The 23,219-nt window shown below is 64.7% G+C and carries 21 protein-coding genes; 14 read left to right on the forward strand and 7 right to left on the reverse strand.

The annotated features are described in order from the left end of the window. The first annotated feature begins 589 nt into the window (after positions 1-589). Complete coding sequence (locus ACXAGF_RS21905; RefSeq protein ID WP_475019656.1) at positions 590-832, forward strand: hypothetical protein; 243 nt, start codon at positions 590-592, stop codon at positions 830-832. 292 nt (positions 833-1,124) lie between these two features. Here the strand turns inward: ACXAGF_RS21905 and ACXAGF_RS21910 are convergent, their stop codons facing one another. The 3 genes from ACXAGF_RS21910 to ACXAGF_RS21920 all read right to left on the reverse strand — a co-directional run bounded on the left by ACXAGF_RS21910 (position 1,125) and on the right by ACXAGF_RS21920 (position 4,627). Continuing rightward, complete coding sequence (locus ACXAGF_RS21910; RefSeq protein WP_475019657.1) at positions 1,125-2,498, reverse strand: aminotransferase; 1,374 nt, start codon at positions 2,496-2,498, stop codon at positions 1,125-1,127. 32 nt (positions 2,499-2,530) lie between these two features. Next, positions 2,531-4,027 carry an NAD-dependent succinate-semialdehyde dehydrogenase gene (locus ACXAGF_RS21915; protein WP_475019658.1) on the reverse strand — a complete coding sequence of 499 codons (1,497 nt, stop codon included), beginning with the start codon at positions 4,025-4,027 and terminating at the stop codon, positions 2,531-2,533. A 117-nt stretch (positions 4,028-4,144) separates the two neighbouring features. Continuing rightward, the gene (locus ACXAGF_RS21920; RefSeq protein WP_475019659.1) at positions 4,145-4,627 is read right to left on the reverse strand and encodes an Lrp/AsnC family transcriptional regulator; all 483 of its coding nucleotides are present in this window, start codon (positions 4,625-4,627) and stop codon (positions 4,145-4,147) included. 102 nt (positions 4,628-4,729) lie between these two features. Here ACXAGF_RS21920 and ehuR point away from each other — a divergent pair, with 102 nt between their 5' ends. The 10 genes from ehuR (at position 4,730) to doeB (ending at position 14,377) form a co-directional block, all read left to right on the forward strand. Further along, positions 4,730-6,115, forward strand: coding sequence for a MocR-like ectoine utilization transcription factor EhuR (gene ehuR, locus ACXAGF_RS21925; RefSeq protein ID WP_475019660.1), 1,386 nt, complete (start codon positions 4,730-4,732; stop codon positions 6,113-6,115). Between the two features lie 119 nt (positions 6,116-6,234). Continuing rightward, on the forward strand, positions 6,235-7,020 hold the full coding sequence (ehuA, locus tag ACXAGF_RS21930; protein ID WP_475019661.1) for an ectoine/hydroxyectoine ABC transporter ATP-binding protein EhuA: 786 nt from the start codon (positions 6,235-6,237) through the stop codon (positions 7,018-7,020). A gap of 71 nt (positions 7,021-7,091) precedes the next feature. Next, a complete protein-coding gene (ehuB, locus tag ACXAGF_RS21935) occupies positions 7,092-7,937 on the forward strand; it encodes an ectoine/hydroxyectoine ABC transporter substrate-binding protein EhuB (RefSeq protein ID WP_475019748.1) in 846 nt (281 codons plus the stop codon). A 113-nt stretch (positions 7,938-8,050) separates the two neighbouring features. Next, positions 8,051-8,710, forward strand: coding sequence for an ectoine/hydroxyectoine ABC transporter permease subunit EhuC (gene ehuC, locus ACXAGF_RS21940; protein ID WP_475019662.1), 660 nt, complete (start codon positions 8,051-8,053; stop codon positions 8,708-8,710). 2 nt (positions 8,711-8,712) lie between these two features. Further along, a complete protein-coding gene (gene ehuD / locus ACXAGF_RS21945; RefSeq protein ID WP_475019663.1) occupies positions 8,713-9,375 on the forward strand; it encodes an ectoine/hydroxyectoine ABC transporter permease subunit EhuD in 663 nt (220 codons plus the stop codon). Then, on the forward strand, positions 9,375-10,151 hold the full coding sequence (eutA, locus tag ACXAGF_RS21950; protein ID WP_475019664.1) for an ectoine utilization protein EutA: 777 nt from the start codon (positions 9,375-9,377) through the stop codon (positions 10,149-10,151). The genes ehuD and eutA overlap by 1 nt, the downstream gene beginning before the upstream one ends. A 3-nt stretch (positions 10,152-10,154) precedes the next feature. Next, positions 10,155-11,156: a hydroxyectoine utilization dehydratase EutB gene (gene eutB, locus ACXAGF_RS21955; protein WP_475019665.1), complete on the forward strand. Its 1,002-nt coding sequence runs from the start codon at positions 10,155-10,157 to the stop codon at positions 11,154-11,156. After that, positions 11,153-12,145: an ectoine utilization protein EutC gene (gene eutC / locus ACXAGF_RS21960; RefSeq protein ID WP_475019666.1), complete on the forward strand. Its 993-nt coding sequence runs from the start codon at positions 11,153-11,155 to the stop codon at positions 12,143-12,145. The genes eutB and eutC overlap by 4 nt, the downstream gene beginning before the upstream one ends. Before the next feature lie 33 nt (positions 12,146-12,178). Then, a complete protein-coding gene (doeA, locus tag ACXAGF_RS21965) occupies positions 12,179-13,360 on the forward strand; it encodes an ectoine hydrolase DoeA (RefSeq protein ID WP_475019667.1) in 1,182 nt (393 codons plus the stop codon). Positions 13,361-13,363: 3 nt separating this feature from the next. After that, positions 13,364-14,377, forward strand: a complete 1,014-nt coding sequence (gene doeB / locus ACXAGF_RS21970; protein ID WP_475019668.1) for a N(2)-acetyl-L-2,4-diaminobutanoate deacetylase DoeB — start codon at positions 13,364-13,366, stop codon at positions 14,375-14,377. A 13-nt stretch (positions 14,378-14,390) separates the two neighbouring features. Here doeB and ACXAGF_RS21975 read toward each other — a convergent pair whose 3' ends face one another. Continuing rightward, positions 14,391-15,419, reverse strand: coding sequence for a LacI family DNA-binding transcriptional regulator (locus tag ACXAGF_RS21975; protein ID WP_475019669.1), 1,029 nt, complete (start codon positions 15,417-15,419; stop codon positions 14,391-14,393). 78 nt (positions 15,420-15,497) lie between these two features. Here ACXAGF_RS21975 and ACXAGF_RS21980 point away from each other — a divergent pair, with 78 nt between their 5' ends. The 3 genes from ACXAGF_RS21980 (at position 15,498) to scpB (ending at position 18,471) form a co-directional block, all read left to right on the forward strand. Continuing rightward, entirely contained in the window at positions 15,498-16,679 is a 1,182-nt protein-coding gene (locus ACXAGF_RS21980; protein WP_475019749.1) for a phytanoyl-CoA dioxygenase family protein, read from the forward strand. Positions 16,680-16,828: 149 nt separating this feature from the next. Next, a complete protein-coding gene (locus ACXAGF_RS21985; RefSeq protein ID WP_475019670.1) occupies positions 16,829-17,779 on the forward strand; it encodes a DUF1403 family protein in 951 nt (316 codons plus the stop codon). Positions 17,780-17,781: 2 nt separating this feature from the next. Beyond that, complete coding sequence (scpB, locus tag ACXAGF_RS21990; RefSeq protein ID WP_475019671.1) at positions 17,782-18,471, forward strand: SMC-Scp complex subunit ScpB; 690 nt, start codon at positions 17,782-17,784, stop codon at positions 18,469-18,471. A 35-nt stretch (positions 18,472-18,506) separates the two neighbouring features. Here the strand turns inward: scpB and ACXAGF_RS21995 are convergent, their stop codons facing one another. The 3 genes from ACXAGF_RS21995 to ACXAGF_RS22005 are packed head-to-tail and all read right to left on the reverse strand — an operon-like array spanning position 18,507 to position 23,188. Beyond that, positions 18,507-19,730 (reverse strand): ArsB/NhaD family transporter, encoded by a 1,224-nt coding sequence (locus tag ACXAGF_RS21995; protein ID WP_475019672.1) that lies wholly within the window; start codon positions 19,728-19,730, stop codon positions 18,507-18,509. 43 nt (positions 19,731-19,773) lie between these two features. Further along, positions 19,774-20,625, reverse strand: a complete 852-nt coding sequence (locus ACXAGF_RS22000; protein WP_475019673.1) for a polyphosphate kinase 2 family protein — start codon at positions 20,623-20,625, stop codon at positions 19,774-19,776. A gap of 4 nt (positions 20,626-20,629) precedes the next feature. Beyond that, complete coding sequence (locus ACXAGF_RS22005) at positions 20,630-23,188, reverse strand: plasma-membrane proton-efflux P-type ATPase (RefSeq protein ID WP_475019674.1); 2,559 nt, start codon at positions 23,186-23,188, stop codon at positions 20,630-20,632. Positions 23,189-23,219 lie beyond the last annotated feature (31 nt).

Consider the following 23,219-nt stretch of genomic DNA (forward strand, 5'->3'; position numbering starts at 1 on the left):
CGCCTGCGGGACAAGGCGGCTGCCTGGTCGAGGGTGCAGAAGCGCGCGAAAGCGCGCCATGGTCGCTGGAATTCACTCGTCGGGGGGCGGGTTTGCTGCAGCCCCATCGCGAGGCCAACGAGGGAACTCGCGCGGCCGCGCATGGCTTCGGTGACAGGCTGGTGGCTTTGACCGGAACGGAACTCGCCGGGGTGGTATTGGCCGTATGGCGAAGGGGTCGCGGGCGCCTGTTGCGGGCCGTCCTCCACTGCATCCTTGGCTCCTCTGTCCGATGGGCAATGTCGGCGACGTTCATTCGTCTGTCCCCGCCATCGCGGCGCACACACCGCGTGCCACAACCAGTGCACATAATGAACGATAATGCAAGATTATCGTTCATTATGAGCGATCGACATGACGTGCGCTTATCGAAGAATATTGCGCACTAAACTGCTCGCGATGGTCGCCTCTATCGACAGGGACGCGCGGCCCTCCATCCATCAAGACCGGGTTGAAGGCCAGCTTTGGTTCCGTTGCAACAGGTCAAGCCGACACTGCAAATTGGTACAGACGCGCTCAAAGGCCGGGACGCAGGTCGAGTTGATCGGCGATGGACGGGCATGGAAAGCCGGCAAGGCTCGCCTGCCGCTTCTACACCATGTGGATCAAGACGATACCGGACAAAATGGCTGAGCTGGCGACGACGCTTGACGCGTCGATGGTCACGGTCGATCCGGCTGTTGAGACACTTGTCCTGCGGACGCGGCGCGGAGCCGTTAAGGTCCTGTTGGCGGGCGTTGCAGTGCAGGATGCGCCGCTCGGAGCCCGAGGTCGACGCCAGTGGTTTCGCTGAGCCATGGGCGAGGGGCCATGCACGGTGAAAATGCACGGTTGGCGCCTGCCTCCGCGCCAGTGGCGGCAAAATGTAAGGCGGACCATCCCGCTCACGGCTGCTGTCGGGCCGTACGGGGTCCGGAAAGGAGGCGGCGCACCCTGCGCCATGGGGATCATCACTGACAAGACGTGGCCCCGATGGCGCGACCAGTCGTGGCGTCAGCCCAGGCAGGTGCCCGCCCCCGCAGGAACGGGCAAAGGCATGCCCATCGCCAGCGCCCCGCTTTCGCGCGCCTCTTGATGCTCGCATGTCAGCCGAAGACAGATTTCACCGCATCAACCGTACTCTTCACGACGGTGTCTGCCTCCTGCGTCGTCAGGCAGAGCGGCGGTGCAAAGCCGAGAATGTCTCCCTGCGGCATGGCGCGAGCGATGACGCCGCGTTCGAGGAGGGCGGCGGCAACCTGCGGGCCGATTTTTCTCGACGGATCGAAGAAGGCGCGGTCATCCTTGTCCTCGACGAATTCGACGGCGGCCATCAAGCCGTCGCCGCGCACCTCGCCGACGTGCTTGTGGCCGCCGACCGCGCTGGCCAGTTCGGCGCGGAAATATGCCCCGGTCGAGCCGGCGTTCTCGACAAGGCCGAGTTCGTCTATGAGCTCGAGATTGGCGATGCCGGCGGCTGCGCAGATCGGATGCGCGGAGTAAGTCCAGCCGTGGCCGATGGGACCGAGCTCATCCGAGCCCTTCACCAGCACTTGCCAGACCTTGTCCGAGACGATGGTGCCGGACAGCGGCGCATAGGCCGAGGTCAGGCCCTTGGCGATGGTGATCAGGGCCGGCTTCATGCCATAGTGGTCTGAGCCGAACATCGTGCCGAGGCGACCGAAGCCGGTAACGACCTCGTCGGCGACAAGCAGAATATCGTACTTGTCGAGCACAGCCTGGATCTTCGGCCAGTAGCCCTTCGGGGGCGGCACGATGCCGCCGGTGCCAAGGATCGGCTCGCCGATGAAGGCAGCGACCGTATCCGGCCCTTCCGCAAGGATCATTTCCTCCAGCTTGTCGGCGCAATATTGCGAGAACTGCTCCTCGCCCATCGACCGGTCCGGACGGCGGAAGAAATAGGGCGCTTCGGTATGCAGGATCGGTGCGCGCGGCAGGTCGAAGGCGTTGTGGAAGAGATGGAGGCCAGTCAGCGAACCGGTCATCACACCAGAGCCGTGATAGCCTCGCCAGCGTGAAATGATCTTTTTCTTCTCCGGCCGGCCGAGGATGTTGTTGTAGTACCAGATCAGCTTGATGTTGGTCTCGTTGGCATCGGATCCGGAGAGGCCGAAATAGACGCGGCTCATGCCTTGCGGCGCCCGGTCGACGATCATCTTGGAAAGCGTGATCGAGGCTTCCGTACCGTGGCCGACATAGGCGTGGTAATAGGCAAGGTTCCTGGCCTGCTCTGCGATCGCGTCGGCGATCTTCGTCCGACCGTAGCCGACATTCACGCAATAGAGGCCGGCAAAGGCGTCGAGGCTCGTCTTGCCGCTGGTATCGGTAATGTAGACGCCTTCGCCGCCGCCGATGACGCGCGTCGGCGTCTCGCCGCGGGCATGCATGCCCATATGCGTGGAAGGATGGAAGAAGTGGTCGCGGTCCCAGGCGGTGAGTTCGTTGCGTCTGTCGGACATGGTCGTTCCTTTCTGTGTGGCGGCGGCCGGGATCAGGCGGTCGTGTCGATGCAGAGATATTTGAGCTCGGTGAAGGCTTCCATGCCGTGGCGCGAGCCTTCACGGCCGAGGCCGGACTGTTTCCAGCCGCCAAAGGGAACCGGGCCGCCGGTGATCTTCACCCGATTGACCGCTACCATGCCGTATTCCAGCGCGCGGGCAAGGCGCATCTGGCGCGCGCCGTTTTCGGTGACGACATAGGCGACGAGGCCGTATTCGGTGTCGTTGGCGCGGGTGACAACCTCCTCCTCGCTGTCGAATGCGGTCACGGCGGCGACGGGGCCGAAGGTTTCCTCGCGCATGATCAGCGCGTCGTCGGAGACATCAGTGAGAAGCGTCGGCTCGTAGAAGAGGGGGCCGGCCTTGTGACGCTTGCCACCGGTCAAGAGCCTGGCGCCGTGCTTTACGGCGTCCCCCACCTGTTCTTCCACCTTGGCGATGGCCCGCTCATGCATCAGCGGGCCGATCTCGACGCCGTCCTCCAGGCCTGCGCCGACCTTCAGCCTTTCGATGCGCGCCTTGAAAGCCTTGACGAAGGCGGCGAGCGCCGGACGCTCGACATAGATGCGGTTGGCGGCAAGGCAGTCCTGCCCGGAGGTCGCGAACTTGGCGTTGACCGCGATGTCGGCGGCCTTGTCCATGTCGGCATCGGAAAAGACGATCAGCGGCGCATGGCCGCCGAGTTCCATCACCAGCCGCTTCATGGTCGGTGCGCACTGGCCGGCGATAAGCCTGCCGATCTCCGTCGAGCCGGTGAAGCTCATGGCGCGCACGCGCGCATCGGCGCTCAATCGCCCGACAATGGTCGCCGCATCGCCCGTCACCACGTTGAAGACGCCGGCGGGAAGGCCCGCCCGCTCGCCGAGTTCCGCAAGGGCGAGGGCGGAAAGCGGCGTTTCGCTGGAGGGGTGGGCGATCACCGTACAGCCTGCCGCGAGCGCGGCGGCGGCCTTGCGGGTGATCATGGCTGAGGGGAAGTTCCACGGCGTCACGATGCCGACGACGCCCAGCGCCTCGCGCCGCACGATCATTTCGGCGCCGGGCAGGTGGCTGGTAATGCTTTCCGAATTGAGGCGCTTTCCCTCCTCCGCGTACCACTCGACGAAGGAGGCGGCATAGTCGATTTCGCCGCGTGCTTCGGCAAGCGGCTTGCCCTGTTCCAGCGTCATCAGCAGCGCAAGGTCCTCGCGGGCCTCCAGCATGAGGTCGTGCCATTTGCGCAGGATCGCCGCCCGCCGCTGTGGAAGCATGTCCCGCCAGGCGGCAAAGGCCCGCGATGCGGCGGCGACGGCCTCCAAGGTCTGCTCGCCATCGAGCGCTGCGATCCAGGCGAGCGTTGCCGTGGAGGCGGGATCGGTGACCGGGAAGCTCTTGCCGTCCCGACCTGCAACCCAGCGCCCGCCAATGTAAGTAAGTTCACGCAAGAGGTGAGGGTCGCGGAGCCGGGCGAGGGCTTGGTGGAAAGCGGTGCGGGCGAATACGGCGGTCATGGCGGCCTCCTCTGGCGAATGAAAGCAGTGTGCCAGAAGCGAGACGACAGATTGTCTATTGCCGGAGCGGGATAAAGAGACTTTGGCCAAATGTCGCGGTGGCGATAGGCGATCTCTCTACCGGGGGGCGGGCAGGAGGGTGGAAAGCGGCAGCGCGGTGTCCTCCTTCACCGTCTTGGTGACGATATAGGTGAAGTAGCGGTCGATGCCGAGCTCACGATCGAGCAGGCCGTCGACGAGCCGCTGATAGGCGTCGATATCCGGCGTCATGATCTTCAGGATATAGTCGACGCCGCCGCCGACCGACCAGCAGGCAATGATTTCCGGTGTCATCGCGACGGCGCGCTCGAAGCGGTCGAAGTCTGCCTGGCGATGATTGGCGAGCGTGACCTCCATCATGACGCTCGCAACCGGTGCAACGCGCCGCACGGCGATGCGCGCGTGGTAGCCGGTCACGATGCCCGCCTGTTCCAGCTTGCGCAAACGCAGCCAGCAGGGCGTGGGCGAAAGGCCGGCCCGTTCCGCCAGCGCCAGCTTGGTGATGCGTCCGTCCTGCTGGATCGCGTCCAGGATGCGCAGGTCGATGGCGTCGAGTTTCAAAGGGACGCCCTCCGGGCGGATATCATGTCAAACGAGGGAAATAGACAATGCGAAGGCAAATAGGCGTTGTCAATTGAGCTGAATTTGAGCACTGTTGAAATCATGACAAGTTGGCGTCCCGACATATCCCAATTGCGCCGGCCGGCCTATCTTTCCCTTGCGGAGCAGATCGCCCGGGCCATTCAGGAAGGTCAGCTGCCGGACGGTGCGCGCCTGCCCCCCCATCGCAAGCTTGCCGATGACCTGAAGCTGTCGGTGCAGACGGTCAGCCGTGCCTATGACGAGTTGATCCGCCGGGGGCTCATCTCCGGGGAGGTCGGTCGCGGCTCCTTCGTGCAGACGCAGCCGAAGGAACCGGAGCCGCCCTATCTGCCCGAACGCGTCGGCGAGCTGGTCGATCTCTCGATCCTGAAGCCCGTTTGCGAGAAGCTGCACCTCGAGCGTATGCGCGCGGCTTTCGGCTGGCTTGCAGAGAATCTGCCGTCGAGCTCAGCGCTCTCCTTTCGGCCGAACATGGTCTTCCCGCGCCATCGCAACGTCGCCGCCGAATGGCTGGCGCGCTGTGGCCTGGAGGTCTCTCCGATGAATGTGAACATCACCAACGGAGCGACCTCGGGCATGACGGTTGCGTTGATGAGCGTTGCACCGCCCGGCGCCACGGTTGCGACGGAGGCGATCAGCCACCACACGCTGGTGCCACTTTCCACCTATCTTGGCCTGCATCTGCAGGGGCTGCCGATCGATGATGACGGGATGATCCCGGATGCGCTGGACGAGGCCTGCCGGACGGGCGTTGTTCGCGCCGTCTTCCTCCAGCCCTCCGTCATCAATCCCACCGTGACGCTGATGAGTGCTGAACGCCGGCAGGCGCTGGCCGAAGTGGCCCGGCGCCACGATATTGCGATCATCGAGAACGACATCCTGGGGCCGCTGGTCGAGGGCCGGGCGCCGCCGGTTGCTGCCTATGCGCCGGAGCGGACGCTCTATGTCACGAGCTTCACCAAGATCACGGTGCCGGGGCTGCGCATCGGCTATCTGGCGGCGCCCGATCGCTTCGTCGCGGCGGTTGCCAATCGTCACCTCGTGTCCAACTGGATGGCGACGCCTTCGATTGCAGAGATTGCCACGCGCTGGGTCAGCGACGGCACGGCCCTGGAACTCGTCGACTGGCAGCGCCGGGCACTCGGCATCCGCCATGCGATTGCAAAGGAAGTTCTTGCGGGACTGCCGTTCCGCTCGCATCCCCAGAGCCTGCATGTCTGGCTGCCGCTGCCGGACGGCCATGAGGAGGAGAGTTTCGTTTCCCAGGCGCGCCTGCGCGGGGTCGCCATCGCACCGGGGTCCTCGTTCCGCACCTGCAACGATGGCTGGCACCCGGCCGTGCGTGTGTCGCTCGGTTCAACGAGCGAACTGGAGCTGCGCACCGGCCTCGGCATTCTCGCCTCGCTTGCCAGCGGCAGCCCCGAGGCGCTGCTGCTCGCCATCTAGCGATATCGCCCGGCCGGGCGCGGTGAGAATAATTGTACTGATATTATTATTCGGATTGACATGATTTTGATCGCCGCGCATCGTTGGGCCATCACTTGTCTCAACAGGGAGAGACATGCATGGCCGCCCCGATCATCCGCATCGACAACATCGTCAAGCGCTACGGTCCGTTGACCGTGCTTGACGGCTTGTCGATGGAGGTCTTGCCGGGTGAAAAGCTTGCCCTTATCGGCCCGTCGGGTTCCGGCAAGACCACGATCCTGCGCATTCTCATGACGCTGGAGACGATCAGCGGCGGACACATCGAGGTCGACGGCGACCAGCTCTATCACATGCCGAAGAACGGTAGCCTCGTGCCCGCGGACGAACGCCATCTGCACAAGATGCGCGAGAAGATCGGCATGGTGTTCCAGCATTTCAACCTCTTCCCGCACAAATGCGTGCTCGACAACGTCACGCTCGCGCCGATGCTGACGAAGGGCGTGACGAGGGCCGAGGCGCAGAAGCGGGCGATCGAGCTTCTCGACATGGTGGGTATGGCCGACAAGGCTAGGAACATGCCCGCGCAACTGTCCGGCGGACAGAAGCAACGCGTCGCCATCGCCCGTGCCCTCGCGCTCTCGCCCAAGATCATGCTGTTCGACGAAGTCACCTCCGCACTCGATCCTGAACTGGTCGAAGAGGTGCTGAGCGTCATGCGCAAGCTTGCCGACGAGACCGACATGACCATGCTGCTCGTCACCCACGAGATGGGGTTCGCGCATGACTTCGCAGACCGCATCCTCTTCTTCGACCGCGGCAAGATCGTCGAGGAGGGCAGGCCGGACGAGATCTTCCGCAATCCCAAGCAGGAGCGCACGCAAACCTTCCTGCGCAAGATCATCGCGGCAGGGCACCGCGTCTGAGCGACATCCGTCGCCCGGAAACAAGGCCCCAACCAAAACCAGGACAGCCAGAGGAGTTCGGAACAATGAGCATGAGGACGTTTCTGACTATGGCCGCCGGCGCAAGCGCGCTGATCGCAAGCGTGAGCGTGGCGCCCGCTTCGGCCGATGACGGCAAGCTGGATCAACTGAAGGAGCAGGGTTTCGCGCGCGTCGCGATCGCGAACGAGCCGCCGTTCACGGCGGTTGCCGCCGACGGCAAGGTGTCGGGTGCAGCCCCGGATGTCGCGCGCGAGATCTTCAAGCGCCTCGGCGTCGACGATATCGTGGCATCGATCTCGGAATATGGCGCGATGATCCCGGGCCTTCAGGCCAGCCGGCACGACGTGATCACCGCCGGCCTCTTCATGAAGCCGGAGCGTTGCGCCGCCGTCGCCTATTCCGAGCCGATCCTGTGCGATGCCGAAGCCTTCGCCCTGAAGAAGGGCAATCCGCTTGGCCTCAAGAGCTACAAGGACATCGCCGACAACCCGGATGCCAAGATCGGCGCACCGGGCGGCGGCACGGAAGAGAAGCTGGCACTCGATGCCGGCGTGCCACGTGACCGTGTCATCGTTGTGCCGGATGGCCAGAGCGGCCTGAAGATGCTGCAGGACGGTCGCATCGATGTCTATTCGCTCCCCGTTCTGTCGATCAATGACCTTGTCTCCAAGGCGAACGATCCGAACATCGAGGTCGTTGCCCCGGTGGAAGGGGCGCCGGTCTACTGTGACGGCGCGGCCTTCAGGAAGGGCGATGAAGCCCTGCGCGACGCCTTCGACGTGGAACTCGCCAAGATGAAGGAAACGGGCGACTTCGCAAAGATCATCGAGCCCTACGGCTTTTCCGCCGCCGCCGCGATGTCGACGTCCCGCGAGAAGCTCTGCGCGGCTGATTGAACGGCAAGCTTGCCCGTAGCCGCGCTGCCTCGACCTTCTCCCCTTCTTAGGGGGGAAGGCCTCGGCGGGCGCATGAGGGGACGTGCCTGCATGATGCAAACCTGGGACACACCATGATCGACTGGTCCGGATACATTGGGCTGATCCTGCAAGGCGCGCTGGTCACGCTTGAACTCACCGTGATGGGTTCCGTGCTGGCGGTCATCATGGCGTTCATCGCCGGACTCGGGCGCGTCAGCCGCTACGCGGCCGTGCGGGCGCTTGCCACCGCCTACATCGAGTTTTTCCGCGGCACGTCGATCTTCGTACAACTGTTCTGGGTCTATTTCGTGCTGCCCTTTTCCGGCCTGACGCTCTCGCCGTTGCAAGCCGGTGTGCTGGCCCTCGGACTCAACGTCGGAGCCTATGGTGCGGAGGTCGTGCGCGGCGCCGTCAAGGCCATCGGCCGCGAACAGCGAGAGGCCTGCATTGCACTCAACCTCACCCGCTATCAGTCGATGCGCTACGTCATCCTGCCACAGGCGCTGCCACTGATGCTGCCGACCTTCGGCAACAATGCGATCGAGCTTTTGAAAGGCACGGCCGTCGTCTCGCTGATTTCGCTTACCGACATGACCTTCCAGGCGCAGGTGGTGCGCGCGCAGACCGGCAGTACGCTGGTACCCTTCGCCACAATCCTGGTGCTCTACTTCCTGATGGCGCTCGCCATCTCCTACGGCATGCGCTGGCTGGAACGCCGGGTCACCCGCGGCCTCGACGGCATGAGGACCTGACGATGGAATGGGACTGGAATTTCGTCTGGCAGATCATGCCGACCCTCCTCGAGGGTCTGAAAATCACGATTCTTGCCACTGCGCTCGGCGCCGCCGTCGCCGCGATTGTCGGTCTCGTCTTCGCCATCTTGCGCATGACGGCGCCGAAGCCGATTGCCAGGGCGACCGGCTTCATCGTCGAGTTCATTCGCGGCACACCGCTGCTCGTGCAGCTCTACTTCATCTTCTATGTGCTGCCGGATATCGGCGTTCGCCTGCCGGCACTGCTTGCGGGCGTCATCGGCCTCGGCCTGCACTACGGCACCTATACGGCGGAGGTCTATCGGGCCGGCATCGAGAACGTGCCGCGCGGCCAGTGGGAGGCGGCGAAGGCGACGAACCTGACCGGTCCGCAGACCTGGATCCATGTCATCCTGCCCCAGGCCATCCCGCCGATGATCCCGGCGCTCGCCAACTATCTCATCGCTATGTTCAAGGAGACGCCGCTGCTCTCCGCCATCACCGTGCTGGAGCTGATGAACCAGGCAAAGAGCGTCGCCAACAGCAGCTATCGCTACATCGAGCCGATGACGATGGTGGGGGTCTTCTTCCTGATCATGAGCCTGATCTCCGTCGTCTTTCTGCGCTGGCTGGAAGAGCGCTATGCCCGGGTGGAGGAACGCTGATGCCGCCGCTTCATCTTTCACTCGCCTCCCGCGCGCCGAAGCTCGACGAGCGTCCGCTGGCCAAGCGCGTCGGCTTGATCATCCTTGCGACGGATCATACGACGGAGGTGGATTTCCAGCGCATGGTGGCGAGTGAGCGGATCGGGGTCTACGCGACCCGCATTCCCTATGCCAATCCGGTGACGCCGGAGAACCTGCGCGCCATGCAGCCATCGCTGACGTCCGGCGCGGCGCTGATCCTGCCGGACGAGTCGCTCGACGTCGTCATGTATTCCTGTACATCCGCTTCGGTCGTCATCGGCGACGCGGAGGTCGAGGCGGCGGTCAAGGCCGCCAAGCCGACAGCCGCCGTCGTTACGCCGACAGCTGCAGCCGCGTCGGGACTGAAAGCCTTTGGCGCAAAGCGCCTTTCTATCCTCACGCCCTATACCGCCGAAACCAGCAGGCCGATGGCCGACTATTTCCTGGCGCTTGGCTTCGACATTGCCCGCTTCACCTGCCTGGGCCTGACCGACGACCGGGAGATGGCACGTATCTCCCCCGCCGAGATCGTGGCCTTCGCGAAGGAGGCGGCAGCGCCGGACAGCGACGCGCTCTTCATTTCCTGCACGGCCGTGCGGGCGGCCGGGGTCGCCGCCCAGATCGAAGCGGCCCTCGGCAAGCCGGTCGTCACCAGCAACCTCGCCACCGCCTGGGCCTGTCTGCGCCGTTGCGGTGAGACCGCGCCGCGGCCGGACCTTGGCCGGCTGATGACGCTAGCCCACCCGGATCGGTAAGCCATGGCGAACATTCCCGTCACCCTTGCGGATATTGAACAGGCGGCGCGTCGCATCGAGGGACGTGTGTTGCGCACGCCCTTGGTCACGTCCGCTTCGCTTACGGACCGGTGCGGCGTGCCCGTCGCCCTCAAGCTCGAGCATCACCAGACGACCGGCAGCTTCAAGCTGCGTGGTGCGACGAATGCCGTTCTCCTGCTTTCCGCCGGGCAACGGGCACGGGGTGTCGTTGCTGCCTCGACGGGAAATCATGGCCGCGCGCTTTCCCATGCCGCCAAGGCCGAAGGATCTGCGGCGACGATCTGCATGTCCCGGCTCGTGCCGGAGAACAAGGTGTCGGAGATCCGCCGCCTTGGCGCCAAGCTCCGTATTGTCGGCAAGTCGCAGGACGAGGCTCAGCTCGAGGTCGACCGGCTCGTCGCGGAGGACGGCCTTGTCATGGTTCCCCCCTTCGATGACGCCGCTGTGGTGGCCGGACAGGGCACGCTCGGGCTGGAGATCGTCGAGGCCATGCCGGAGGTGGCGACGGTGCTCGTGCCGGTATCCGGCGGCGGACTTGCCGCCGGGGTCGCGGCGGCGGTCAAGGGGCGCTCGCCAAAGGCGCGCGTCATCGGCCTGACGATGGATCGGGGCGCGGCGATGAAGGCGAGCCTCGATGCGGGCAGGCCGGTGCAGGTGCAGGAGGTGGCGAGCCTTGCCGATTCCCTCGGCGGCGGCATCGGCCTCGACAATGCCGTGACCTTTTCGATGTGCCGCGAACTGCTCGACGACGTGATCCTGCTGTCCGAGGCCGAGATCGCCGCCGGCATGCGGCACGCATACGGCGAGGAGCGGGAAGTGATCGAAGGGGCAGCAGCAGTTGGGATAGCGGCTCTTCTCTCCGGCCGGCTCGGAAGGCTGGAGGGCCCCGTGACCGTCATCCTTTCCGGCCGCAATGTCGACATGGCCCTGCACCGGCGGGTCGTCAATGGTGAAATCGATCCGTTCCGGGAGGACCGGCCATGACCAGGATGAAGATTCTTACCGAAGGGGAGTTGCGGCGGATCGTTCCGCTCGATTCCGAGGCGATCGCCTGCGTGGAGGCGGCGTTCCATGCGCTCGCGACCAAGGCTGTCGCGATGCCGCCGATCCTAAGGCTCGACATGCCCGAGCAGCGCGGCGAGGTTGACGTGAAGGCCGCCTATGTTCCCGGGCTTGACGGATTTGCCGTCAAGATCAGCCCCGGCTTCTTCGACAATCCGAAAATCGGCCTGCCGAGCACCAACGGCCTGATGGTGCTGTTCTCGACGAAGACCGGTCTCGTCCAGGCAGTGCTGCTGGACAACGGATACCTCACCGATGTGCGCACGGCCGCCGCAGGTGCCGTCGCGGCAAGATACCTTTCGCGCCCCGATGCATCGGTAGCCGCCATCTTCGGCGCCGGCATGCAGGCGAAACTGCAGCTGGAGGCCTTGAGTCTCGTGCGCCCGATCCGCGAGGCTCGAATCTGGGCTCGCGATCCGGCAAGGGCCGAGGCGACGGCGGCCGAACTGACCGCGCGGCTCGGCTTTCCCGTTCGCGCCGCCATCGATGGCAGAACTGCCGTCGATGGCGCCGATGTCATCGTCACCACCACGCCCTCGCAAAAGCCGGTGCTCAAGGCCGAATGGATCCAGCCCGGTCAGCACATCACCGCCATGGGCTCGGATGCCGAGCACAAGAACGAGATTGAGCCCGCCATTATCAGCGGGGCGGGTCTCTACGTTGCCGACAGCCTCAAGCAGACGCGCCGGCTCGGCGAGTTGCACCATGCCATCGAAGCCGGTCTTCTGACGGAGGGAGCGAGCTTTCCCGAACTCGGCGAGATCGTCGCCGGGCGCCTGCAGGGCCGCAGCGGCCCCGAGCAGATCACCGTGGCGGATCTAACAGGCACGGGTATTCAGGACACGGCCATCGCAACCCTCGCCGCCGCTCGCGCAGCGGCGGTGAATGCCGGCACCACCTTCGAAAGTTGAGACCGGCTTTGGCCGCGTAGCGAGGAGAACATGATGAAACAAGCGAACCTGAAGTTCTCACTTCCGGAGTATGCAGCTCGCCTTGAAAAGACACGCAAGGCGATGGAGGCCAAGGGCATCGACGTTCTGATCGTCAGCGACCCGTCGAACATGAACTGGCTGACAGGCTATGACGGCTGGTCCTTCTATGTGCACCAATGCGTCGTCGTGCCGCCGGCGGGCGAGCCGATCTGGTACGGCCGCGGCCAGGATGCCAACGGCGCCAAGTTCACCGCCTATCTCAAGCACGAGAACATCATCGGCTATCCCGACCACTATGTGCAGTCCACCGAGCGTCACCCGATGGACTACCTTTCGGCCAGGCTTGCTGAGCGCGGCCTCGACAAGCTCACGGTCGGCGTCGAGATGGACAATTACTGGTTTTCCGCTGCCGCTTTCGCCTCGCTTCAGAGGCACCTGCCGAATGCCCGCTTCGTCGATGCGACAGCGCTCGTCAACTGGCAGCGCGCGGTCAAGAGCGAAACGGAGATCCGGTACATGCGCAATGCCGCGCGCATTGTGGAGAAGATGCACCAGCGCATCGTCGACAAGATCGAGATTGGCATGCGCAAATGCGATCTCGTCGCGGAAATCTACGACGCCGGCACGCGCGGCGTGGAGGGGATCGGCGGCGACTATCCGGCGATCGTGCCGCTGCTCCCGTCGGGCGTCGAGGCCTCCGCCCCGCATCTGACCTGGGACGACCGGCCGATGAAGTCGGGCGAAGGCACGTTCTTCGAGATCGCCGGTTGTTACAATCGCTACCATGTACCGCTGTCGCGCACGGTCTTTCTCGGCAAGCCGACACAGGCGTTCCTCGATGCGGAGAAGGCGACGCTCGAAGGCATGGAGGCCGGCCTTTCCGTCGCCAAGCCCGGAAACACTTGCGAGGACATCGCCAACGCCTTCTTTGCGGTGCTCAAGAAGCATGGGATCGTCAAGGACAACCGCACCGGCTATCCGATCGGCGTTTCTTATCCGCCGGACTGGGGTGAGCGCACGATGAGCTTGCGCCCCGGCGACAAGAGCGAACTCAAGCCGGGCATGACCTTCCATTTCATGACCGGCCTCTGGCTCGAAGACATGGGCTTCGAGACGACGGAAAGCATTCTCATCACCGAGACCGGTGTCGAGTGCCTCGCCGACGTGCCGCGCAAGCTTTTCGTGAAGGATTGAACCATGCCGGAACGCGCCCTTCGTCCGTCGCCCATCAGCGCCACGGTCGATTTCTCAGCCGATGGCGTGCAGCACGGCTTCCTGCGCCTGCCATACAGCCGGGACGATTCCGCCTGGGGCTCGGTCATGATCCCGGTGACGGTGGTGAAGAACGGGGAGGGGCCGACGGCCCTTCTCACCGGCGGCAACCATGGTGACGAATATGAAGGGCCGATCGCACTCTTCGATCTCGCCCGGACGCTGACGGCGGAGAGCGTCTCCGGCCGCGTCATCATCGTGCCGGCCATGAACTATCCGGCCTTTCTCGCCGGCACCCGCACGTCCCCGATCGACAAAGGCAACTTGAACCGTGCCTTTCCGGGCGCCCCTGATGGTACTGTTACCCAGAAGATCGCCGACTATTTCCAGCGCACGCTTTTGCCGCTCGCAGACATCGTGCTGGATTTTCATTCGGGAGGCAAAACGCTGGACTTCCTGCCTTTCTGTGCCGCGCACATCCTGCCCGACAAGGGACAGGAGGCAAAGGCCTTCGATCTCGTCCGCGCCTTCGGAGCGCCGTGGTCAATGAAGATGCTGGAGATCGACGCGGTCGGAATGTACGACACGGCGGCCGAGGAAATGGCGAAGATCTTCATTACAACGGAACTTGGCGGTGGCGGCACGGCAACGGCGAAAAGCGCGGCGATCGCCAAGGCCGGGGTCGCCAATGTGCTCAAGGCGGCGGGCATCCTGAGGGGGGCGGTTGCGACGGCAGAGACCACCTGGCTCGATATGCCCGACGGCAATTGCTTCTCCTTCGCCGAGGATGGGGGCCTGATCGAGCCCCTGTTCGATCTTGGGGATGAGGTCAGGAGCGGCGCGGTCGTCGCCCGCATCCATCCCGTCGGCCGCACCGGTGCAGAGCCGCTGGAAGTCAAGGCGAAGATGGACGGCGTCCTCACGGCCCGCCATTTCCCCGGCCTCGTGAAATCCGGTGATTGCGTCAGCGTGCTGGCAAGCGTCGTGGCCGGTTCCTGATCGCTGCTGGTGCTCAGTCCGGTCTCGCCGGTATGTTGTGCGGCGTGATGATCTGGACGTCACTGAACCTGGGCACGTCGGCCGAAGCGACCAGCCTGTACCGGGCCGAGAGAGCGCGAAAAGCGTGGCGCAGGTCCTGCTTCAGATCGTGGTGCAGAACAAAGCCAATCTCGCCCTCCTGCAACAGCGAGAAGTTGTCCTCGTCGAGGTCATGGGCGATGAACTGCTTTGGGGTTAATTGCGCATGCTTGAGCACCTCGAGGATGGCACGATTTCCGCCTCCCATCGAGTAGACGGCGTCGACGGACTTGAGTCTGTGCAGTTGCTCGGCAAGTCGCCGACCGGTGTTTCCCGCCAATCCCGCACCGCCCGTGACCTCCACGATCTCGTAGCCTGGTCGCATGGACAGGAACCGGTCTCGGAAGCATCGAAAGCGTTCGGCTTCGCCTTGAAACTCCTCCTGGCTTCTTGAGGTCAGGACCGTGCCGGTCGGCGCGGCCAGCACGTTTGCCAGGAGGTAGGCGGCGGTGCAGCCGGCCTTGGCGTTGTCCACGCCAACATAGGCGGAGCGGGCGGAAGCGGGAATGTCGGTTACCAGCGTGATGACGGGGATCCCGGCCGCTTCGAGTTGATCGACGGCAGCGGCAATGCTCGGAACGTTTCGCGCCTTGAGAAACATTCCATGGCTGCCGCGTTTTCTGGCCCTTGTGAGTGCCGAGACGATCTCCCGCTCTTCCATAACCTCCTGAAACAGAAACCGTGGGCGAAAGACCGCCTCTGCCAGTTCCGGCAGCACCGCTTCACAAGCCGACCGAATCTGCCGGCTGAACCGCTTCGGGGCTTCGACCACCACGTCAACGAACATTCGGCGGCCAAGTGCTGCGAGCTGTTGCTCTTGAGCTTCCAGCTCCGCGACGGCCGCAGCAACCCGCAGACGGGTTTGCGGGCTCACATGGGCGCGATCGTTCAGGACACGGTCGACCGTGGCAGTCCCAAGACCGGCCTGCCGAGCGATTTCCTTGATAGGGAAACGATGAGTCATTGATGTCTTATTGATGTATCTTTGCCCGCAATCAAGGCGGCAGTTCGACTATCCTGCGGTGAAGACAGGAGGACACCCATGACGATCCAACTCGCGCCGCGGAACGGCTACTACACCGAGGCGGCCTGCGATCAGAGCGAATTCGTGTCGCTGACGGCGCGCAAGCTCGCTCTTTCGGAGGTCCCGAACGCCGCATCGGTCGAAAGAAACATCCCGATTTACGATGTTTCGGCAATGACCGAACGGCTGAATGATCCCGCCGCGCGCCGCGCGGTGATGGCGGAGTGGGCGCGGATCCTGCATTCCGGCGCCGGCGTCTTTGTTCTCAAGCAGGCCCAGCCCGATCACGGCGCTATTGATACGGCGACGGCAGCCTACGAACAGATCATTGCCGAGGAGAAGAAGGCGGGTAGGGAAGGTGCCGATCATTTTGCCGCCGCCGGCAGCAACGATCGGATCTGGAATTCGCTGCAGAAGCTTTGCATGGCCGCTCCGGAGGCTTTCGTCCGGTATTTTGCCTCGCCTGCGATCGACGCTGCCGCCGAAGCCTGGCTCGGCCCGAACTACCAGATGACAGCCCAGATCAACCTGGTCCATCCGGGGGGCAAGGCACAGCAGGCCCATCGGGACTATCACTTGGGGTTCCAGACGGCTGAAGTCAGCGCTACCTATCCCGCCCATGTCCACGACCTGTCGCCGCTGATGACCCTGCAGGGGGGCATCGCCCATTGCGACATGTCGGTCGAAAGCGGTCCAACCAAGTTGCTGCCGTTTTCGCAACTCTACCGCCCCGGCTATGCAGCCTGGCGGCGCGAGGACTTCCGTAGTCACTTCGAGGCGCACTGCGTGCAGCTTCCGCTGGAGAAGGGCGATGCGATCTTCTTCAGCCCGGCCCTGTTCCATGCCGCCGGCGAAAACAGCAGTGCGGCCATCCACCGGATGGTCAATCTGTTGCAGATTTCCTCTGCCTTCGGACGCGCGATGGAAAGCGTGGACCGGACAGGGATGTGCAAGCGACTCTTCCGCCCGCTGTGCGAGGCGTGGCGGGCCGGGGATTTGTCGGAAGCGGCCCTGGACGCGGTGATCGCCGCTTCGGCCGAAGGGTACTCCTTCCCGACGAACCTCGATCGGGACCCGCCGGTCGGTGGCCTGGCGCCCGAAACCCAGGCCGCCCTGCTGAAGAGGTCCATTCTCGATCGAACAGCCGAGGACCGGTTCGTCGCTCTTCTCGATGAGCGGGACGCGCGCAGACGTCCGTGACGCGCAACGCCGATTGACGATCCTACGGTGCCGGAAATGCCTCCGGTGTCGATCCGGTCCGGAAGCTGTCGGGGAAAGTCGTGACCGGGCGTGCGGTTCAATGACGGAAATGCTGGTATAGACCGCACGGGCGCAATAATCTCGCGGCGATGGATTCGCCCGCGCCGCCCCTGTCGATAGACCCGATATCGCGCCACCTTCCCGGCTGGACGGCGACGCGCGGCACCGACACTGGCGATGCCGACGCCGCCGTAGCCGCCGGGGCGGCCCTGGCCGTATTGGACGGTGTCGTCCGTGCAGAGCCGGCCTGGGCCGGATGCTGGCGCGCCCGCCAGGCGTTGAAGTGTGCGGTCGCGGCGGTGCGCCTGATGGGGCGCGGCGAGGACGAGGCCGCGCTGCGCGATGCCATCCTGCTGGCGGCGGACGGCGACGATGCCGGGCCGTCCGGGAGGGCGCTGCTGGCGTGCCGCCGTCTGGCCCGACATCGGACGACCGTAGGCACTGCGCTGCTCGAGGCGCTGGCCGTCCAGTTTGCGCTCGCATGGGACGACCGGCTGGCGTCCGTGCCCGCCGCGTTCGACGACGCGCTACAATCCGGCCGCTCCCCGCCTTTCGCGGTGGCGGCTCTGGTTGCTTCGCTATGCGCGCTGCGTCCGGATGCCGAAGCGCTCGCCTGGTGGCTGGCGGACCGGCTCCTGGCGGAGCGGCTGGGGTGGGACCGGCCAGTGCCGTTGCTGATGGCCGGACGATATGGACCGGCCTACCGACTTTCGGGCGGCCGGGGACGGATCGGCCCCGGCGACGACGGTTTCGGCCGGGCCGTCTGCCTGGCCCTGGTGGAGGGCACGGCCGAGGCGTTGCGGGCGGCGAACGAGATCGGTCGACGCGCATTGCAGCTTCAGGCCGCTGCACCGAGGATCCGCACCAAGGGGGCAGCGCCGGTGCTCGCGCGGCTGCTCGACGACGATGCGTTATTGGCTGCAGCTCCCGGGACAAATCTTTCCCGTTGGGCCAGTCGGCGGCTGTTCGAGCGGTTGGAACGGCTTGGCGCGGTGCGGGAACTCTCGGGACGATCGAGCTTTCGGATATACGGGCTGTAGCCATGGCGAGAGCGGAGGCGGTGCACGCAAAGGACAAGGGCGCGGGCGACGCCGATCCCATCGATCGTGCGCTCGCAGACCTGCCGCCGGAACTGCGCTGGCGCGAGTGGATGCTGCGTGTGGAGGCGGTGATCTTCGCCTCCGCCGAGCCGGTCAGCAGGGCGATGTTGTCAAGGGTGGTTGGCGAAGGCTGCAGCATCGACCTGCTCATCGACGACCTGCGCGAGGAGTTGCGGGGACGGCCCTATGACATTGTCGCCGTCGCCGGCGGCTACCAGCACCGCACAAGACCGGCCTACGGCGCCGTCATCCGGGCTTCGTCGGCACAGGCGCGTACGGCATCAGCAGCGTTGTCGGAACACGAGGCTGCGGTCTTGGTGGCGATCGCCTACCTACAGCCGGTAACACGCGGGGCATTGACGAATACCTTTGGCAAGGAGGTCTCGCGCGACACGATCGCCGGCCTCCGAGACGCCGGCTTCATTGCCTCCGGCCCGCGCAGTCCCACGCCCGGCGCGCCCTACACCTACGTCACCACGCCGCATTTCCTCTCCGCCTTCGGCTTCGACACGCTGCGGGACCTGCCCGACATCGAGATGCTCGAGGATGCGGGCCTGCTCGGCGAGGACGGCGCATCGACGGGAATTCTTGATGGCACCCTAAGCGGTCGGGGCGAGCCCATTTCCGACTAACCGATCTCGCTTGCAAGGAGCCCGGCGTGCGGGCTTCACCGGTCCAGCATGGCGATCCAGCCGATCGCCATCACCATGCAGCCGATCGCGACGGGAACGCCGGCGCGGGCAAATTCGCCGAACGAGATGGCGATGCCCTTTTTCTTCGCTTCCTCGACGACGATGATCCCGGCGAGGCTGCCGAAGACGAACATGTTGCTTGAGAACCCGGTTCCCAGAGCGAAGGCTGCAGCAAGGGCGTCACGGCTTTCCGCACCGCCGACATAGGGGATGAGCAGCATCACCGCCGGGTTGTTGCCAACGGTATCGCTCAGGATCGAGACAACGAGGAACAAAGTCAGCGGCTGCTCAAGGTCGATGCCGGTCGCCTTGAGATCGCCGAGCGCTTGCTGCGGCAAACCGGTAGCCGCCAGGGCCGCGTTGACGATGAAGAGACACATCAAAAGCAGAAGCAGATTGCCGTCGACGTGGCCGAGCATGTCGGATGAGGCGATACGGCGGTTGACAAGCAGCGCCGCTGCCGCGCCCAGTGCGATGAGTTCCTTCGGCCAGCCGGTCGCCACGAAGGCGAGAACGACAAGGAGCGTCACGACGGTCGCTTTCGCGGTCTCCAGTCGGTCGATCGGCGGCTGCGCAACGGCTTCGCCACTGGCCGTTCCATGCCAGCGGCCGCGGTAGAGGAAGGCAACAATTCCCCAGACGATCGGCAGCGACACCAGGGCCGGGAGCGCGGCCACGCGCAAAAAGCCGTTGAACGAAATGCCAAGGCCCTGGGCGGCGATGATGTTCTGCGGACTTCCGATGATCGTGCCCGCCGAGCCGGTGTTCGCGGCAAAGCAGAAACCCAACAGGAACGGCACAGGGTTGAGCCCGCGCGACAGGGTGATGGCGACGAGAAGCGGCGTCATCGCCACGACCACGACATCGTTCGTCAGAACCGAGGAGAGCAGTCCGGCAATGCCAACGAGAATTGCCAGAAGCGCGGGCGGCGACACGTCGAGCGTGGCGACACGGTGGGCGGCCCAACCGTAGAAGCCGCAAACGACGAAGGCGGCGGAGACAACCATCAAGCCGAAAAGGAGGGCGACGGTGTCGTAGTCGATCGCATCCCAGGCGGCCTTCGGAGCGATGTGACCGGTGGCGATCAGCACCAGAGCTCCGACGACCGCTGCGCCCGTGCGGTCGACCTTGAAGCCGGGCACCTGCCCGACGCCCATCGCGACATAGACGAGCAGGAAGATGACAACGGTGAGGGTCATGCGGACGAGAATGGTGCGGAGGGATTGGCGGTGGACGGACCAGTCATTCTCCCCCCTTCTTTTCCGCCTGCTCCGCGGCGTGGTACTTGCGGCGGATCTCGTCAAGATCGACGGTCGGCTTCGGGTATTCGAGCCTCATCGCCTCCATTGCCTCGAGAACGATGCCCGCCACCGCAAGGTTGCGGAACCATTTGTGGTCGCAAGGGATGGTAAACCACGGTGCGTTGGCGGTGGAGGTGCGCTCCAGCGCTTCGTCGAACGCATCCAGATAGTCGTCGAAGTAGGCGCGCTCGGCGTAATCGCCCTCGCTGATCTTCCATTGCCGGTTCGGATCGTCGAGCCGCTCGGCAAACCGCCGCAGTTGCTCCTCCTTGGAAACGACGAGGCAGAACTTAAGGATGGTCGTGCCGTTCTCTTCATACAGCAGCCGTTCCCACTGGTTGATCGACTCGTAGCGGCGCTCCCAGACCTTCTTGCCCACCAGCTTGTGGACCCGCGTGACCAGAACATCCTCGTAGTGCGAGCGGTTGAACACCGCCACGGTGCCCTTGGCCGGCGCTTGCGCATGGATGCGCCAGAGGAAATCATGGGCGGCCTCTTCGGCCGTCGGCACCTTGAATCCGTGTACCCGGCACCCTTGCGGATCCATGGCGCTGACCACGTGCCAGCAGACCCCGTCCTTGCCGGCGGCGTCCAGTCCCTGCAGCACGACGAGAAGCGAGTGCCGGTTGTCGCCGTACATCTTGCGCTGGAGCGCGCCGATCCTGCTTTTCATCTCCTCGAGCGTGCCGGCCGCCTGTTCTTCGTCACCGTGTTTGCCGTGAAAGGCGGGGTCGAATTTGGCCAGCCGGACCTTTGCGCCCGGTTCTACGATGAGCTTCTTGGTATAGTTCATCGCTTCATCCCCCCGCGATCGATTGGCTCAACTGACGGCTCTCGACTTCGCGCCGGTGCTCCAGCCGGAGGTAGATCAACTTCACGACATCGAGAACGGCCATCCAGGCCAGAACATACAGCCAGACCACGCCGATGAGGGGCCAGGGCAGCTGGGGAACCAGAATCCCGCTGGCGCACATCACGACGGCCAGGATCTGCGTGGCCACAATGGCGAAAAACAGGGAGACGGATGGGTAGGGCGGCTTGAGGACGGAGTGCGGCGTGCGAACGACGAACAGCATCAGGTGGCCGCCTGCGGCAAGCTGAAGAAACAGCATGGTCTGCAGGTGCGCCTCGTCGAGTGGGAACCGGGCCATGCGGGCCGGATCGCTCATCCACTCCATTCCCGCCAGCACGAGGCCGAAGCTCTGAGCGATCGCCAGCAGCCCCATCAGCGACGAAAAGACCATGGTTCGGTGCATGTCCCAGCGCACGGGCCGGGGCGAGGGCACGACGCGATCATAGGCGATGGTCATGATCGGGACGTCGTCGAGAAGGGCGAGTGCCACGATCATGATCGCGGTCAGCGGCTGGAAGCCGAAAAAGATGTAGGACAGGACGACGACGAACATGATGTCGAGCGTCATGGCGATGCGATAGTAGGCGTAGTTCTGGATCCTGCCAAAGATCTTGCGGGCCTCGACAATGGCGGTGACGATGGTGGACAGGCCGGGCGCGGTCAGGATCAGCGCGGCGGCGTTTCGCGCCGCGTCCGTCGCGCCGCTGACCGCGATGCCGCAATCGGCCTGCTTGAGTGCCGGCGCGTCGTTGACGCCGTCGCCGGTCATGGCGACGATGTGACCAAGGCCCTGCAGGCTCTTGACGATCTCGTACTTGTGCTGCGGAAAGACCCGCCCGAACCCGTCGGCTCGCTCAACGGCCCGTTCCGCGTCGAGCGGTATGTGATCCGGATCGGTCCCCGTGGCGAAGACGTCGCCCGCGACCAGCAGATGTTCGCCCATGCCGAGCTGCTTTGCGATCTCGCTGCCGATCGCGACGTCGTCGCCCGTCACCATCTTGACCGACAGGCCGAGTTGCCTGGTCTTCTCGATGGTCTCGCGGGCATCGGGGCGGGGCGGGTCCATGAGCGAGAGCAGGCCCACGAGCGTCCAGCTCTGCCCGTCGGACGAACTCGCGACGCCGAGGGCGCGGTATCCCCGGCTTGCGAGGTCATTGACCTGGCCGTCATATTTGCTGCGCGTCGCCGGATCGAGCCTGCACATGCCAGCGATGGCCTGGGGCGCCCCCTTGGCATAGTGATGGCTGCGGCCCTGGGCGTCGGTCACGGTCGAGACGGTACGCTTGTTGACGGGATCGAACGGGGTGAAGTCCCCCGGCTTGTACTGGTCAAGCACGGCAGGGGTCTTGAGCGCATGCAACACCGCCGCGTCGATCGCGTCCTGGCTACTGCGCTGGGTCGCCAGCGCCGCGGCGAGGATGACGTCGTCGGGTCGCGCAGGTCCGTAGGGAATTGGCTGGTCGAGCGTCAGCTGGTTCATCGTCAGCGTGCCGGTCTTGTCGCTGCACAGCACGTCGACCCCGGCCAGTTCGTCAATCGCCGAGAGGCGGCTGACGATGGCCTTCTGCTTTGAAAGCGCCAGCGCGCCGAGCGCCATCGTCACCGACATCACCGCCGGCATCGCCACCGGCACGGAGGCGACCAGGAGCACCAGGACAAACTGGGTGATGCTGCCGATCGTCGCCCAGGACCAGGTGTCTGCTACGACGACGTTGCGCCAGACCTGGAAGCCGATCAGCAACAGCGCGAGGGCGCCGGCGAGCAGGATCAGAAAGTCGCCGATCTGGAGCACTGCCTTCTGAGAATGGGACACGGTGCCGGCCGCGGCGACGAGCTTGGCGGTTCGGCCAAAGAAGGTCTGGTTGCCGGTTGCCGTCACCACGGCGGTCATCGAGCCCTGCTTGGCGATGCTGCCGGAATAGGCGATGTCGCCGACCTTCTTGCTGGCTGGAAGGGACTCGCCCGTCAGCGCCGCCTGATCCACGCTGAGGTATTCGCCATCAAGCAGCAGAAGGTCGGCCGGTACGATCTCTCCGGCGCTGATTGTCACGATGTCGCCGGGCACCAGTTCCGCGGCCCCCACCGATGCCCATTGGCCGTCGCGCAAGACCCGCGCCTCGAGCGCCAGCCCCTTCTTCAACGCCGCCAGAGCGTCGGCGGCCTTGTTGTCCTGCCAGAAACCGACGGCGGCGTTGTAGAGCAGCAGGCCCGTCACGACCGCAAAGTCGGGCCAGTCCTGTCGGGCGAGCGAGATCAGGGCGGCTGCCTCGATCATCCAGGGAATTGGGCCCCAGAAGTACCCGGCCAGCTTCTTCCAGCGGCTCTCTTCCTTGCTTTCGATCGCGTTGCGCCCGTATTTCTGCAGGCGTGCCTTCGCCTCGTCCGCCGTCAGGCCCTTGGGCGAGGTGTCGAGCGCCTTCAGCTTGGCAGCGATCCGGGCTGGATCGAGGACGGTGTCGCCCTGATCTGCACTGGTCGGGGGCTGCGCATTCGCTTGGGCCATGTTCGGCTCACGGGTGGAAGAAATTTCCCAG

This window comes from Mycoplana sp. ABR4_002 (genome assembly GCF_056159645.1).

Excerpts from the sequence above, each read along its gene's own strand:
- ACXAGF_RS21905 (WP_475019656.1), top strand. The coding sequence starts at position 590 with ATGGACGGGCATGGAAAGCCGGCAAGGCTCGCCTGCCGCTTCTACACC.
- ACXAGF_RS21910 (WP_475019657.1), bottom strand. The coding sequence starts at position 2,498 with ATGTCCGACAGACGCAACGAACTCACCGCCTGGGACCGCGACCACTTC.
- ACXAGF_RS21915 (WP_475019658.1), bottom strand. The coding sequence starts at position 4,027 with ATGACCGCCGTATTCGCCCGCACCGCTTTCCACCAAGCCCTCGCCCGG.
- ehuR (WP_475019660.1), top strand. The coding sequence starts at position 4,730 with ATGACAAGTTGGCGTCCCGACATATCCCAATTGCGCCGGCCGGCCTAT.
- ehuA (WP_475019661.1), top strand. The coding sequence starts at position 6,235 with ATGGCCGCCCCGATCATCCGCATCGACAACATCGTCAAGCGCTACGGT.
- ehuB (WP_475019748.1), top strand. The coding sequence starts at position 7,092 with ATGAGGACGTTTCTGACTATGGCCGCCGGCGCAAGCGCGCTGATCGCA.
- ehuC (WP_475019662.1), top strand. The coding sequence starts at position 8,051 with ATGATCGACTGGTCCGGATACATTGGGCTGATCCTGCAAGGCGCGCTG.
- ehuD (WP_475019663.1), top strand. The coding sequence starts at position 8,713 with ATGGAATGGGACTGGAATTTCGTCTGGCAGATCATGCCGACCCTCCTC.
- eutA (WP_475019664.1), top strand. The coding sequence starts at position 9,375 with ATGCCGCCGCTTCATCTTTCACTCGCCTCCCGCGCGCCGAAGCTCGAC.
- eutB (WP_475019665.1), top strand. The coding sequence starts at position 10,155 with ATGGCGAACATTCCCGTCACCCTTGCGGATATTGAACAGGCGGCGCGT.
- eutC (WP_475019666.1), top strand. The coding sequence starts at position 11,153 with ATGACCAGGATGAAGATTCTTACCGAAGGGGAGTTGCGGCGGATCGTT.
- doeA (WP_475019667.1), top strand. The coding sequence starts at position 12,179 with ATGAAACAAGCGAACCTGAAGTTCTCACTTCCGGAGTATGCAGCTCGC.
- doeB (WP_475019668.1), top strand. The coding sequence starts at position 13,364 with ATGCCGGAACGCGCCCTTCGTCCGTCGCCCATCAGCGCCACGGTCGAT.
- ACXAGF_RS21975 (WP_475019669.1), bottom strand. The coding sequence starts at position 15,419 with ATGACTCATCGTTTCCCTATCAAGGAAATCGCTCGGCAGGCCGGTCTT.
- ACXAGF_RS21980 (WP_475019749.1), top strand. The coding sequence starts at position 15,498 with ATGACGATCCAACTCGCGCCGCGGAACGGCTACTACACCGAGGCGGCC.
- ACXAGF_RS21985 (WP_475019670.1), top strand. The coding sequence starts at position 16,829 with ATGGATTCGCCCGCGCCGCCCCTGTCGATAGACCCGATATCGCGCCAC.
- scpB (WP_475019671.1), top strand. The coding sequence starts at position 17,782 with ATGGCGAGAGCGGAGGCGGTGCACGCAAAGGACAAGGGCGCGGGCGAC.
- ACXAGF_RS21995 (WP_475019672.1), bottom strand. The coding sequence starts at position 19,730 with ATGACCCTCACCGTTGTCATCTTCCTGCTCGTCTATGTCGCGATGGGC.
- ACXAGF_RS22000 (WP_475019673.1), bottom strand. The coding sequence starts at position 20,625 with ATGAACTATACCAAGAAGCTCATCGTAGAACCGGGCGCAAAGGTCCGG.
- ACXAGF_RS22005 (WP_475019674.1), bottom strand. The coding sequence starts at position 23,188 with ATGGCCCAAGCGAATGCGCAGCCCCCGACCAGTGCAGATCAGGGCGAC.